The organism is Niveispirillum fermenti (genome assembly GCF_052474395.1).
This window is the reverse complement of sequence record NZ_CP156679.1, coordinates 862,767-877,075: the sequence shown is the minus strand read 5'-3', so window position 1 is coordinate 877,075 and position 14,309 is coordinate 862,767. Positions and strand designations below refer to the sequence as shown.

Genomic DNA, 14,309 nt, shown 5'->3' with positions numbered 1-14,309 from the left:
ACGAATGAACCACGATTCGGGCTTGGATAATTATGATCTCAAGATCTTGCGTACCCTGGCGCAGGAAGGCAGGATGAGTTGGCGCGACCTGGCCGAAAAGATCGGCCTGTCGCTGACCCCGACCCTGCGCCGGGTCCGCCGGCTGGAGGATGAGGGGTATATCCGCGGCTATACGGCCAATCTGGACGAGAAACGTCTGGCCGGTCCCATGATCGTCTTCGTGTCGGTCACGGTTGAACGGCAGATCAGCGATGTGCTGGAAGTGTTCGAAACACGGGTTGCACAGTTGCCGGAGGTCATGGGCGGCTATCTGATGACCGGCGGTGCCGACTACCTGCTGCGTGTCGTGGTGCGAGACCTGGATCACTACCAGACATTGCTGGAGGTGCTGACGCGCGTGCCCGGCGTGGCCAATATCCAGAGCAGTTTCGCGCTGAAGGCCTTCGTGAACCGTCCGGCCCCCATGGTGGGGGCGGGCTGATACCACCTTGCGATGAGCAGAACTCATCGCAACCTGGTCCGGCGGCGACCGCCACAGCACCGCTCATGCGGCGTGCCCAAGCCAACGAATGTTGGCGCCGGCGATTGAGGGCGATGATCAGAACCTATTGGTTCTGATCATCGCAAAATAGTATGAGCTGATTTGTCAGGCCTTGGATGTGGCCTTGCCGGGGCTGAAGGCCCGCAGCGTTTCGGGGCTGGAACAGACCGACAATGTACGGCACGGGCCATCCGCGGCCGCCAGATAGGCATGGCCCATGGTGCTGTCCAGATAGATGCTCTGCCCGGCCGTCACCAGGGTGGGCGCGTAATATTCGGTGTGGACCTCGATCGCGCCTTCCATCACGAAGATGAATTCCTCCCCCGGATGGCGGACCAGCGGGCCGAATTCCTCCAGCGTGCGGGCGTAATGTTCCACGATGATGGGGATCATCTTCTTGTGGGTGATATCGGTGTTCAGGTAGCGGTGGCGGTAATTCTTGGTATCCACCTCCGCCTCGGCGTCGTCGCCTGCGCCGCGGTCGATGCTGCGCCGGGTCATCATCGGCGTCGGCTGGGTCGCCGGTTCGCCCGGCGATGGCTGCGGTGCGTCGCCCGTGAACAGCGTGCCGATATCGACACCCAACCCCTCGCACAGGCTGACGATCTTGTCGAAAGTCAGCGACATGCGGTCATTCTCCACCTTGGACAGGGTGGAGACGGCAAGACCCGTGCGCTCGGCCACGTCGGCCAGGGTCCAGTCATTTTTCAGACGCAGGCGGCGCAATGCCTTCCCGATCGGTGCTTTCCGCGTCATGTTTCCAAATCCCCAGAACTGCCAGCTTTTCCGTTCCGCATTTCGATTTAGCGTTTCGGAAAACAAAAAATGCCACAGGGCAAGGGTCGATGGGAACCCTTTTCCCCTGTGGCAAGGCGCAGCAGTCATCTGAATAATCAGGGATACCGGGGCTGTTCGCCCGATCAGTAGGTGACGTCGAGGCTGAGCCCGATGGTGCGGGGTTGCAGGACCGTACGGTCGATCTGCTGCTGAACGCCCACCGCGCTGGTCAGCATGCTGGCCGATGTGGTGGCGCGGGAATTCATGGCGTTGCGGACGAAGGCACGCACGGAAACCGTTCCGTCGCTGACCCCGGCATGCAGGTCCAGCACGCCATAGGACTTGGTCGATACGGCTTCCGGCGCATTGGGCGCGGCATTATAGGTCGACCCCGACCAGCGATATCCGCCCCCGAAATTACCCGTCCAGTCCCCGGCAAGGGCTATTTCCTGATCCGCCGTGACAGAGAAGGAGAATTTCGGGATCAGGGGCAGCCGGTCGTTGTCGAGCGCACCGACGGAGGGCACATCGCCCTTAAAGAAGGCATCGGTATAGGCCCCGTTGAAGCCCAGCCGCCAGCCATCACCCGGCAGCAGCACCGTTTCAAATTCCAGCCCCGCCGACCGGGCCTTGCCGCCATTTTCCAGATAGCCGATGCCGCCATTGCTGGCCGCAATCTGGATATCCTTCCAGTCGATCAGAAACACAGCGGCATTGGCCAGCAACCGACCGTCCAGAAGCGTGGATTTGACACCCCCCTCATAGCTGATCAATGTGTCTGCATCCACGCTGGGCGGCAGACCGGGCAGCGCCACGTTGGGACCGCCGGGCCGATAGCTGCTGGCCACGCGCGTATAAAGCGTCAGATCGTCATTCACCCGCAAACGCGGGCTGACCATGAAGGTCAGCACATTTTCCGACGAGGCGCCGACCATTTCGGCCGCACCGCCGACCAGGGCGCCGTCGGTAATCTGCTGATAATCCTGTTCGTTCCGGGCCCAGCGCAAGCCGGCCGTCACGTCGAACCTGTCGGTCAACGCAACCGTGGCATTGCCGAAGACGGCGACCTCCTCATACCGGCTCGGGATGCTCACAATGGCCATCGGGTCCAAACCGGGCACCGGATTGCCATTGATATCCGTTGCGTTCAGCAATTGTGCCTGGACACTGTCCTCCCAGGTGTAGAAACCACCCAGCATCCATTCGAAACCTTGGCCGGACGGCGATGTCAGGCGGACTTCCTGGGTCCATTTCTCCAGGTCCAGCCCCAGTTCGAACGGGGCGAGCCCCGGCGCGACGGCGCCACCGGTGAACATCGGGAACAGGTCGCCATAGACCAGCGAGGCATCCTGCCCCTGCACGGTTTCAGCCTTGGAATAGCTGGTGGCCGATGTCAGGTTGGCCCAATCCAGATCCCAGTCCAGCGTACCGGAATAGAAGGAGAGGTCCTTGTCAAAGGATTGATCCATACGATAGCGGCTGTCCAGCCGGCCGCCCAGCGGCCTGTCGGTCACCGGATCATAGGCAGCGACAGAATTGTTGAGGGCGTCGACCTTCTGGAACAGCGCGGACAGGCGCACCGTCACGGTCTCTGCCGGCCGCCAAAGGGCGGCGATGCGGGCGCCTTCCTGATCGACCGGATTGGTGTTGCGGGCGCCGGTCATCGGGTTATCGATGTAACCGGCATTTTCCTGGCGGAAGGCGCTGGCCTGTATGGCCAGCCGATCCTCCACCAACGGGATATTCACCTGCCCACGCACACCCCAGTTGGCGCCGCCGGCCTTGTCCGTGCCGGACATCTCTGCCCCGAAACGGACTTCGGTCTTGTTCAGATCGGGCTGGCGGGTGACGTATTTCAGCAGGCCGCCCATCGTGCTGGCACCGTAAAGCGTGCCCTGGGGACCGCGCAGCACCTCCACTTGCTGAATGTCATAGGGGAAGAGATCCAGTGCGAAGCTGGTGGCCCGCGCATAGTTGGAACTGGAGCCCAAAGGCGTGTCATCGATATAGGTGCCGACCGTGGCGGCCTGGCCAACGGCCGAGATACCGCGCAGGGCGATGGTCACCTGACCGGGTGTGCCGGCGCTGGTCACGCTGAAACCGGGCAGATAGGCAGCGTAATCGGCCAGCCCGCCGGGGCTGGACTTGGCCATCTGCGCACCGCTCAGCACGCTGACCGACGCCGGCACGGTTTGCAGGTTCTCCAGACGCTTTTGCGCCGTCACGATAATCTCTTCCAGAAGGATTTCCTGGCTGCCAGTGGATTGTGCCATGGAGGGCAGGAGGGGAAGAGCCGTCAGTGCCAGTCCCGCCAGAAGGGGCAGCGGGTGCGGCCGGCATCTTGCCAGAAGCGCGGTCGATGTCATGGGGAATCGCCTTTCCTGTCCATGCAGGGCCGTTATCCGACCCTATCGTTGATACGTGCAAGACCGGCGCAGCCTCTTTGCAAGGGCGCGGTGCGGGCACTTCAGAGCAATTATTGACTATACGGATTGAAGCAGGCTTTCAGGCGCGGGTCAACAGTCAATATTCCTATCGGAAAATTACTCTGCCTATCCTACATTATCCCCGCGTCATGGGCCGTTGGCTTGGCGTCGGTGAATGTTTTGAGTGCCTAGGAAATCCAATATTATTATTATTTCAATATGTTAGCTCTCATTCTTGCATCGAAGAATTGCATTATACGAAAAATATTTGACTTATCGGACAAGATTGCCGACCATGCGAGGCAGACGGGAGGTTGTCTCTATGCAGGAATTCGAGATTGTGATCATTGGCGCCGGAATGGGCGGCGCCTCCATGGCGGCGTGTCTCGTCCAGGCCGGTGTGCCGGGCTCAGGCATTCTGCTGGCGGAGCGGGAGGCCTTTCCCGGATATCACACGACGGGCCGGTCGGCCGCGCTTTACAGCGTATTGTACGGCAACAATACGGTGAAGGCGCTGACTTCAGCCAGCCGGGCCTTCTATATGCAGCCCCCCGCCGGTTTCGCTGACCACCCGCTGCTGACACATCGCGGCTGTCTTTACATCGCCGACGATGATGGTCTGGGAGAATTGCAGGAGATCGAGGCCGGGGCACGCCGGGTCGGGGAAACGGCCTGCTGGCTCACCCCGCAGGAGGTGGTGGCCAAGGTGCCAATCCTGCGATCGGGGGCATTCCGTCATGCCTTGTGGGAGCCGGATGCCAAGGATATCGACGTGCATGGCCTGCACCAAGGCTATCTGCGTCAGGCACGGGCCGGCGGTGTGACGTTGCGCACTGATGCCGACCTGCGTGCTGTCAAACGGCAGGATGGCGGCTGGATCGTCACGCTGGGAACCGAGAAGGTGCGGGCTTCCATGCTGGTCAATGCCGCCGGTGCCTGGGCCGATCATGTGGCTCGGATGGCCGGCGTGCCGGCGGTCGGCTTGATGCCGTTACGGCGCACGGCCATGCTGCTCGACCCGCCGTCCGGGGCCGACATCCAGCAATGGCCGGCCCTGATCAACCCCGGCGGCGGTTTCTATTTCAAGCCGGATGCCGGCATGATCCTGGCGTCCCCTGCCGACGAGACGCCGTCCCCGCCCTGCGATGCGCAGGCTGATGAATGGGACATCGCCGTCTGTGTGGACCGGGTGCAGACGGCGGCCGACCTGCCCGTGCGCCGCGTGACGCGGAGTTGGGCCGGCCTGCGCAGCTTCGTTGCCGATCGCAGTCCCGTTCTGGGTCGCCCGTCGGGCCATCCCGACTTTTTCTGGTTCGCTGGCCAGGGCGGCTATGGCATCCAGATGGCCCCGGCCCTGGCGCAGGTCGGGGCGGCGATGCTGACCGGCCGGCCTTTGCCATCGTCCGTCACGGACCTGGGTGTCACGGCGGCCGACCTGTCTCCCGATCGTTGCAGCGGGGAACTGGCATGAGGATGTTCACGGCTTTCCTGGTGACGGAGACCAACAGCTTCGCGCCGATGCCGACCGGGCGTGGCAGCTTCGAGGAATATGGCATCTTCCACGGCGACGCTTCCATCCGGCATGCCGATACGGAGGGCGGCCAATACCTGCTGCAATGGCGCCAGCGCGGTGAGGCGGCGGGCCTGGAAGTGGTGGAGAGCCTGTGCGTTTATTCCCAGCCGGCCGGCCGCGTGCTGGCACCGGTATGGGCCGACTTCAAGGGAAGCGTATTGGCTGATCTGCGCCGGTCGGGCCCGGTCGATATGGTGCTGCTGTTCCTGCATGGCGCCATGATGGCCGTGGGGCAGGATGATTGCGAAGGTGAGCTGATCACGGCCATCCGCGCCATGGTCGGCCCCGGGGTGGCCATCGGCGCCGTGCTGGACCCGCATTGCCACCTGTCGCCTTCCATGCTGGACAATGCCGACGTGCTGATTGCCATGAAGGAATATCCCCATATCGACGGAGCGGCGCGCGCCGACGAACTTTTCGACCTGTGCCTGCGGACCGCGCGGGGCGAAATTCGTCCCGTGATGCGGGATTTCGACTGCAAGATGATCACCCTCTACCCGACGACGGTGGAACCGGTGCGCGGTTTTGTAGACGCCATGCGGGAGGCGGAGGGTCAGGATGGCATCCTGTCGGTCTCCCTGGCCCATGGTTTTCCCTGGGGTGATACGCCTTGGACGGGCACGCGCACCTGGGTGGTGGCTGATGGCGATGCCGGCAAGGCGGCGGGTCTTGCCCGCGACCTGGGTCTGCGGCTTTACCGGATGCGTGAACAGTTGCGGCCCGGTGTGACCGACATCGATACGGCGCTGGATCGGGCTCTGGACCGTCCGCCCGTCCCGGGCCGGCCCGTCGTGCTGGCCGATGTGGCCGACAATGCCGGCGGCGGAGCACCGGGCGACAGCACCTTCATCCTGAAACGGCTGCTGGAACGCGGCCTCGGCCAGGTGGTCATCGGCTGTTTCTGGGACCTGGGCGCCATCAATATCTGTTGCAATGCCGGCATCGGATCGCGCTTCGATTTGCGGCTGGGCGGCAAGTGCGGTCCCGCTTCCGGTGATCCGGTCGATTTGACGGTCACGGTCCGCAATATCGTGGAAAACCATTTCCAGACCGGGCTGGAGGGCGGGCCGTCGCCGTTGGGCACCGCTGTGTGGCTGGAAGCACGGGACGGTCTGCATATCGTGCTGACCTCACAGCGCAGCCAGGTATTCCAGCCCGATGCCTTCACGGGCCTGGGCCTGGACCCCACGGCATCCCGTATGGTCATCGTAAAATCCACCCAGCATTTTCATGCCGGTTTTGCCCCCATGGCCAGCGACATCCAGTATGTCTCCACCCCCGGTGCCATCGCGCCGGCATTCGCCGAAATCCCCTACAGCACCCGCAGCCCCGATTACTGGCCCCGCGTGGCCGACCCGCTGGCGCTTGGCGCCTGAAGCAGGGAACGGAAAAAAACCCCCGGAAGGTGCAGGCCTTCCGGGGCTTTTGCTTCCGGGACGGCTTTCCTTTCACTGGAAGACCGCCCCGGCGGCGCCGAGGTTTGAGGAATTGAAGGGCGAGAGCGGGTTTCCGGTCAGCGGAAATACGCTCTGGATCATTCCCCGCTGATACGGCGGGCGATGGCTTCGATCTCCACGCGCGCGCCCGGCAGCATCAGGTCGGCCCGCACGGTGGAACGGGCCGGCCTGTGCGTACCGAGGGCCTGCGCATAGGCTGCGTTGAAAGCCGCGAAATCGGCCGTGTCGGTCAGCCAGACCGTGGTCTTCACGATATCGGCCAGTGCCAGCCCATGGGCGGCCAGGACGCGGGCGATATTGGCCATGACCTGTTCGGTCTGGCGCGCCACATCGTCGGGCGCGACGATGGCGCCGTCATCGCCGAACGCAAGCTGACCGGACAGGAACAGCAGGTCGCCGGCGGCGATGGCGGGGGAAAGGGCAGGTGCGATGGTCATGATGCGAAGGCTCCTTATATCATGCAAAGCCCCCGGCCTTGGACGGGGCCGGGGGCGGTGGGGATGGGTAATCGGGGATCAGTAGGTGAGGCTGAAGCCTGCCAGGTTGTAGGTGGTCAGGAACCAGGCCACCGACAGGAACATGGCGACCGTCAGGGTGGCGCGGAGGCGAACGCCCCAACCGGCGGGCTGCCGCCAGACCTGCCAGGCCCGCCAGCCGGCCGGCAGCAGGCCCAGGATGCCCAGCCAGCCCGCCAGTTTCAGCAGGGCGAGAAGCCAGCCGATGCTCCCTTCCATCAACGGGGTGATGGCCAATGTCAGCACGCCGATCATGCCGCCCAGGGATACCAGCGCCATCAGGCTGGACACTCGCACCAGACGGTCGGCCAGCAGGTCGCCGCCGGCAAGCGGATGCGCCCGTCCGTAACGACGGCGCACCAGGGCCGCTACGGGCCACCACAAGGCGGTGAACAAGGCCAGGAACAGGGTTGCCCCCAGCAACGGCAGGCTCCAGCCCTTGTTGATGGAGGCCGGCACCCGTTCAAAGATGAAGATGGCCGGATAATCGTCGGTCGTGATGGTCACGATGCGACCATCCGCATCCGTCCTGGTGTGCATCAGGCTGTCGGTTCCCACTTCCTGCCACCGGTCGGGCGCCACCTCGCGCCAGCGCTTGGGAAGGCCCGCGAAATCGCGGAACAGGGTGAAGGAGGCGGTGCCATCCTCGTTCGTCACCAGGTCTCCCTGGCTGAACAGGTTGATGAAGCTGACCAGCGTATGGTCGGCCCGGCGGGAGCTGTAAAAGGTGCCGCCCACGGGCACGTTGCGCTTCACGGTTTCGGTCGGGGCAGGGGCTGTTGGTGCCTTCGCCGGGAAATAGCGGTCGGCGATCAGCCGATGCAACTCGCTGCGGATGGGCCCCGGGGATCGTTCATCGCCGGTGCTGTTGAGAGAGATGAAGACCCCGACCCCCTCATCCAGCCACAGGGACAGGTCGCTGTGGAACAGTACCGTGTCGCCGCCATGGCCCATGATGCGGTAGCCGTTGCGGTTCTGCTCGTAGAACCCCAGGCCCATGGCCAGTTGCTGGCCGGGCAGGGGGCGATGCTGCGGCGACAGCATCTGTGCCAGGGTTTCGGGTCGCAGGATGCGGCCGTTGGGGCCGTCGCCGTGGTTCAGCACCGCGATCATGAACCTTGCCATATCGGCACCGCTGGCCGACAGCGACCCGGCTGGGGCATGATTGATGATTTCGAACGGCCGCGCCGGATCGCGGGACGATTCATACCCTTTGGACATCAGCCCGGCCATGTCGGCCGGCAGCGGCTGGGCCATGGTGGCATATTTCATGCCGGCCGGTTGCATGATGTGGCGGGTGATATAATCGGCGAAATTCTCGCCGCTGAGCCGTTCCACGACGTAGCCGGCAAGCGCCGTGCCATAGTTGGAATAGGCCACGACTGTGCCCGGCTTGAAGATGCGGGCGGGAACATGGGCGGACAACAGCGTGCCCAGGGCCATCGGCTGGCTGTCGTTCAGGACGATCAGGTCCTTGACCACTTCCTCGAACCCGGCGGTATGCGTCAGGATATGGCGCATGGTGACGGGTTCGGCAAAGGTCGCCGGGATCTTGAAATCAAGATAGGTATTGATGTCGGCGTCCAGGTCCAGCCGGCCCGCTTCCGCCTGCTGCATCACCGCAATCCAGGTGAACAGCTTGGAGATGGAGCCCGGCCGGAAAATCGTCGTATCCGGGTCAATGGCCTGGCCCGTTGCACGGTCGGCGACGCCATAGCCCTTCTTGAACAGGATGTCGCCATCCTTCACGATTGTCACGACCGCCCCGGCAATGTCGCCGCGCTTCAGCGCATAGGGCAGGAAGCCATCCAGCAGCGTTTCCAGATCCGCCGCTGTCATGGTCGCCGTGCTGGCGCTGTCATCGGCGTCGGCGTCGGCGTCGGCCTCCGGCGCCTGCGTCGTGGCTGCGGCCGCTTCCGGGCCGGGCGGCACGGGCGACGGCACCTGGCCCAGGACCGGGCCGCCAGCCAGAAGCACCGTCGCCAGCGCGGGGATGAGAAGGCGTTTGCGATATTTCATGGTCTTTCCCTGTCCGATTTGTTGTTGGTTCAAGAAAAGGCGACCGCCGCCAACTGGGGTGTGTGCGGTGGCAAGGGGAAGGGCGCGGCAAAACGCCGGGTGACGCAGAGGTCGGCTTCGGCACCCCACCAAACACCCGAGCCGGGTGCCTTTTTCTCCCGCCACTCAAATCCCCTGTTTCATTGTTTTTCTTATATGAAAAAAATTTCCGAAAAGATAGTGCCGAATGACGCCGGTGCCGAAGGACCAATCCGCACCCTGCTGCCGCACCGCCGATCCGATCAGGTGCGGGCCTGTCGGGGCCGGTGCGGGCCCTGCATCCCGCCCGCCGCGCCGGTGGCATTTCCGATCGTCAAATTCATGATGCCAGTCGGCATGCCGGGCCGGCGCCCGGCCTCAGCGGACCTGGTACAGGCTGGGCGGCACACCGAAGGTCCGGTGGAACATCGCCGTAAAGGCGCTGGGACTGTCATATCCGACATCGAAGGCCACCAGCGTGACCGGCCGGCCGCTGGCCAGCAGCGACAGCGCCTCCATCAGGCGCACCTGCTGGCGCCAGACGGCGACGCCCATCCCCGTTTCCTGCTTGAAAAGCCGGGTGAAGGTCCGCCGGCTCATGGTCGCCATGCGGGCCCAATCGTCCAGGTCGCGATTGTCGGCCGGCTCGGCCAGGATGGCCCGGCAGACGCGCAGCAGCCGTTCATCGGCTGGCATGCGAACCTGATAGGGCGCGTTGGGCATGCGTTCGATCTCGTCCAGCAGCAGATGGACGATACGTCCTTCACGCCCCTGCAGGTCATAATCGGGTGGAAAGCCGACGGTCTCCAGGATCAGCGCGCGCAGGAAATCCGACACCTCGATCACCCGGCAATGGCCCGGGTCCCGGTCGCGGGAAGGATCGATATACAATGTCCGCAACGAAACCGGTCCGCGGCAGGACACTTCGTGCGGGGTGCCCGCCGGTAGCCACAGGGCCCGCTGCGGCGGCAGCACGAATGAAGTGCAATCGGTCACCACCGACATGACACCGGCCGAGGCATACAGGAGTTGCGTGTGCTGATGGCTATGGAACGGATCGACGAAACCGGCGGGATATTCGTCCTGCAGAGCGATGACCGGCCGCTGCGTCACCAGATAATCGGCGCTGCGCTTCATCCTGTCCCTCAGTCCCGCTTATCCGTGGCCCGGAAAAGGGGATGAAAAGGCAATTCCCTTGTACGGGTCAAGTTCGGGAGGCCGGATCGGCCCGCCCACGGCAGTGTTTGGCCCGCCATGGCAAGCATCCTTCCCCCCGGTTCCCTTAGCATCGGAAAGAGATCGTAGCCGGGAGAGTGGTGCGTGAGCCAGGGTATCGAAGCCGCAGATGATCTTGCCCCCGAAATCCGGCAGTTCCATGAGGCCATCAACAGCGGCTACGCCGCCCATCCGCCTCAGCCGGGCCAAACCATGGCCGACCGCCGGCAGGTGGCCGAGCGGGTGCGCGCGCCCTGGGCAGCGGGCGGCCCTGCCATGGCCCGGACGGATGAGTTGCGGGTAGGCCCGCGCGGCGTGCGTATCCGCATCCATCGCCCCGTGCTGGACCGGGGATTGCCGTCCCTGCTTTATATCCACGGCGGCGGCTGGATGCTGTTCAGCCTCGACACCCATGACCGGCTGATGCGCGAATATGCGGCCCGCGCCGGTATTGCCGTCATCGGTGTCGATTACAGCCTGTCGCCGGAAGCCAAGTTCCCGACGGCGTTGGAGGAGATCGTGTCCGTCATCGACTGGTTGCGGCAGGACGGGGCCGGGGCCGGGCTGGACCCGTCGCGCATTGCCATTGCCGGGGACAGCGCGGGAGCCAACATGGCTGTTGCCGCGAACCTGCTGCTGCGGCGACAGGCCAAGCCGCTGCTGGATGGCATGCTGCTGAATTATGGTGCCTTCGACCATGCCGTCACCCCCTCGCACCAACGGTATGGCGGTGACGGCTATATGCTGAACAGTGCCGAAATGGTGGTGTTCTGGGACGCCTATCTGCGGGGTCCCGCCGATTACGAGGATCCGCTCGCCGTACCCCTTCGGGCCGACTTGCAGGGCCTGCCGCCGGCTTTCCTGGCCATTGCCGGCTGCGACATCCTGGCGGATGGCAATCTGTCCATGGCGGCTGCGCTGCGGGCGGCCGGCGTGCCGGTGGTGGCGAACCTGTACGAGGGGGCAAGCCACAGTTTCCTGGAAGCGGTTTCCATCTCGCCCCTGGCTGACCGCGCCTTGACGGAGTCCGCCACCTGGCTGGCACGCCGGCTGGGGCGGACGTGCGGCTAATACTATCTTGCGGTGATCAGAACCTATTGGTTGTGATCACCGCCCTCAATTGACGGCGCCAACATTCAGTGGCGTCGCGACCCCGCACGAGCGGTGCTGTGGCGGTCGCCGTCGGATGGCGACATTGTCGTCTTCGGGCCAGGGACGGTGCCGGTCGCCCGTCGCCAGAACCTTGTGCATCGCCAAAATGACTGCGGTCCCCCATTTACGGCAACCCTTGTCGTGAGCCCGAAATCAATGGTTGTCCGGCTGGTATGCGCCTGCGACCCATAGCACTTGCACGCCGCTGCATTGCGGTAGTCGCGGACCCGGGATCGCGGGTCGGTTGGCCCGATCACACCAGTAAATGACCTGCCCGGGTATGCCGGGCCTGCCCGGAAGGGCATAGGCTGGGGAAGACAGAGGCCGGGGCACGGCCCTTAATCATCCATAAGAGAACAGGGGAACCTCGCAATGACCCGTTTCAATTGGCACCGCACGCTGCTGCTTTCCGGCATCGCCCTTCTCTCGCCCCTGGCCACGGCCGGCGCGCAGGAGGCAGGGGCCGCCCGCGGCAGCTTCCTTCTGGAAGAGATCATCGTCACGGCCACCAAGCGCCAGGAAAGCGTGCGTGCGGTTTCCGGCTCCGTTTCCGCGGTGACGGGCGCGCAGCTTGAAGCCATCGGCGCCCAGAGCTTCGCCGACTATATCCAGCGCACGCCCGGCGTTGTGTTCAACGAATTCCAGCCGGGCACCTCGCATGTCGTGATCCGCGGCGTCGCCACCAATTCCGGCAATGTGCAGGGCCAGGGGACGACGGGCTATTACATCAACGAGGTCCCGCTGACCGAGCCGGGCTGGACCATCGTCATCCCCGACATCGACGCCTTCGACGTGGACCGGGTGGAAGTGCTGCGTGGTCCGCAGGGTTCGCTGTTCGGTTCCGCCTCCATGGGTGGCGCTGTCAACTATATTGCCAACAAGGCTGATGCCGGCCGGTCCGATGCGGCGTTGGAGACCACCCTGTCCCGCACCCGCAATGCCGACATCGGCTGGACGGGCAAGGCCATGGTCAACATGCCGCTGGTGGAGGACAAGCTGGCCGTGCGCGCCGTCGGCACCTTCCGGCGCGACCCCGGCTATCTGGACAATGCGGGCACGGGCGAGAAGGGGTCCAGCGACATCGATGTAGGCGGTGGCCGCCTGTCGGTGGTGTGGACCCCGGACGACCTGACGGAGCTTTCCTGGCTCAGCCTGTACCAGAAGACGGAGGCCGACGACGCCCCCTACCGCAACCCGGCCTATGGCAGCTTCGGCCGTTCCACCGCACTGTCGGAACCCAACGATACGGAAGTCCAGGTCCACAGCCTGCGGCTGGACCGTGACCTGGGCTTCGCCACCCTGACGGCGCTGGGTGCCTATCAGAAGAAGGAGCAGGGCTTCCTGTTCGATTTCACCCCCTATCGCGCCGCCTATAATGCCGATCTGGGTCTGAACATCACCAACCCGCTCTATGTCCGGTCCGGTGGCGACAGCGACGGGAAAAGTGCCGAATTGCGTCTGGCCTCCAACAATGATGGTCCGCTGGAATGGCTGCTGGGCGGCATGTATTTCGAAAGCGACAAGCACCTTTATGAGCAACTGGGTGCCGCGGGTGCTGCGGCGGCCTTCAACGCCTCTCCCAATTACGGTCCCGGCACGGGCAGCATCATCGCGCCCGACGGGGAGATCTTCAATGCCTACTATACCGACCTGACGGGCAAGGAATCCGCCCTGTTCGGTGAGGCGACCTATCATGTGACGCCGGAATTGAAGATCACGGCCGGCGGGCGCCTGTTCAAGACGGAGGTGACCAGCACCTCCACCAGCGTCGGCTTTTCCACCTATCCCGGCAATCCGTCGGTGGAGCGCACCAACACCAAGGAGGATGGCTTCTCGCCCAAGGTCTCGCTGACCTACACCCCCAGCAAGACGCTGATGGTCTACGGCCTCTATTCGGAAGGCTTCCGGTTCGGCACGCCGAACACCTCGGGCCTGTCCGCCTTCCCGATCCCCAGCGGTTCGCGCAGTGACAGCCTGAAGAACTATGAAGCCGGACTGCGCAGCACGCTGGCCGATGGCAAGCTGCTGCTGGATGCCACCGCCTTCTATGTCGACTGGACCGACATCCAGCTCCGCCTGCTGACGCCCGACAATTACAACTATGCTTCCAACGGGGCGGCCGCTTCCATCAAGGGGCTGGAAATGTCGGCTTCCTGGCAGGCCACGGCCAATCTGGACCTGCAAAGCACCGTCACCTACATGAAAGCGCGGCTGGACGAAGACCTGTTCATCCTGTGGTACGGCACGGCACCCAAGGGCGCGCGGTTGGCCGGGTCGGCTGACTGGTCCATCGCCAATACCGCCATCTATCGCTTCGATGCCGATTTCGATCCCACCGTTACCATTGCCCATCGTTACCTGTCGAAGGGGATCAGCGACATGAATTCCGCGGTTCCTGGCATCACGGCCAACGAACAGGGTGGCTACAACCTGTTCGACCTGCGCCTGGGTGCCACCTTCGGCACGACCTCTGCAACGGTCTTCGCCAACAATGTAACGGACAAGCGCGGCGTCACCCGCACCGTGCCGGAGGCCAACGGCCTCAGTCAGGGCCTGGTGCGGCCGCGGACCTACGGTGTCACCCTGCGCTGGTCGATGTGATCGGTTGATGTGATC

10 protein-coding genes are annotated in these 14,309 nt (G+C 64.0%); 5 read left to right on the top strand and 5 right to left on the bottom strand.

Features of this window, described 5'->3' with window-relative positions:
• Positions 1–4 precede the first annotated feature (4 nt).
• On the top strand, positions 5–481 hold the full coding sequence (locus tag ABC728_RS08105; protein ID WP_445376341.1) for an Lrp/AsnC family transcriptional regulator: 477 nt from the start codon (positions 5–7) through the stop codon (positions 479–481).
• Between the two features lie 165 nt (positions 482–646).
• On the opposite strand, the gene ABC728_RS08100 is transcribed toward ABC728_RS08105, so the two are convergent.
• Both ABC728_RS08100 and ABC728_RS08095 read right to left on the bottom strand, forming a co-directional pair.
• Positions 647–1,297 carry a helix-turn-helix domain-containing protein gene (locus ABC728_RS08100; RefSeq protein ID WP_416617938.1) on the bottom strand — a complete coding sequence of 217 codons (651 nt, stop codon included), beginning with the start codon at positions 1,295–1,297 and terminating at the stop codon, positions 647–649.
• A gap of 164 nt (positions 1,298–1,461) precedes the next feature.
• Positions 1,462–3,684, bottom strand: coding sequence for a TonB-dependent receptor (locus tag ABC728_RS08095; RefSeq protein ID WP_416617937.1), 2,223 nt, complete (start codon positions 3,682–3,684; stop codon positions 1,462–1,464).
• A gap of 382 nt (positions 3,685–4,066) precedes the next feature.
• On the opposite strand from ABC728_RS08095, the gene ABC728_RS08090 reads away from it, so the two are divergent.
• Complete coding sequence (locus ABC728_RS08090) at positions 4,067–5,215, top strand: NAD(P)/FAD-dependent oxidoreductase (RefSeq protein WP_416617936.1); 1,149 nt, start codon at positions 4,067–4,069, stop codon at positions 5,213–5,215.
• Positions 5,212–6,693: a M81 family metallopeptidase gene (locus ABC728_RS08085; protein ID WP_416617935.1), complete on the top strand. Its 1,482-nt coding sequence runs from the start codon at positions 5,212–5,214 to the stop codon at positions 6,691–6,693. Before ABC728_RS08090 ends, ABC728_RS08085 begins: the two co-directional genes overlap by 4 nt.
• A gap of 158 nt (positions 6,694–6,851) precedes the next feature.
• Here the strand turns inward: ABC728_RS08085 and ABC728_RS08080 are convergent, their stop codons facing one another.
• The 3 genes from ABC728_RS08080 to ABC728_RS08070 form a co-directional block, all read right to left on the bottom strand.
• On the bottom strand, positions 6,852–7,211 hold the full coding sequence (locus tag ABC728_RS08080) for a RidA family protein (RefSeq protein WP_416617934.1): 360 nt from the start codon (positions 7,209–7,211) through the stop codon (positions 6,852–6,854).
• A gap of 78 nt (positions 7,212–7,289) precedes the next feature.
• Positions 7,290–9,308 carry a serine hydrolase gene (locus ABC728_RS08075; protein ID WP_416617933.1) on the bottom strand — a complete coding sequence of 673 codons (2,019 nt, stop codon included), beginning with the start codon at positions 9,306–9,308 and terminating at the stop codon, positions 7,290–7,292.
• 396 nt (positions 9,309–9,704) lie between these two features.
• The gene (locus ABC728_RS08070; protein ID WP_416617932.1) at positions 9,705–10,463 is read right to left on the bottom strand and encodes an AraC family transcriptional regulator; all 759 of its coding nucleotides are present in this window, start codon (positions 10,461–10,463) and stop codon (positions 9,705–9,707) included.
• Between the two features lie 183 nt (positions 10,464–10,646).
• Between ABC728_RS08070 and ABC728_RS08065 the strand changes: the two genes are divergently transcribed.
• Both ABC728_RS08065 and ABC728_RS08060 read left to right on the top strand, forming a co-directional pair.
• A complete protein-coding gene (locus ABC728_RS08065) occupies positions 10,647–11,612 on the top strand; it encodes an alpha/beta hydrolase fold domain-containing protein (RefSeq protein ID WP_416617931.1) in 966 nt (321 codons plus the stop codon).
• A 453-nt stretch (positions 11,613–12,065) separates the two neighbouring features.
• Complete coding sequence (locus ABC728_RS08060; protein ID WP_416617930.1) at positions 12,066–14,294, top strand: TonB-dependent receptor; 2,229 nt, start codon at positions 12,066–12,068, stop codon at positions 14,292–14,294.
• Positions 14,295–14,309: the final 15 nt, after the last annotated feature.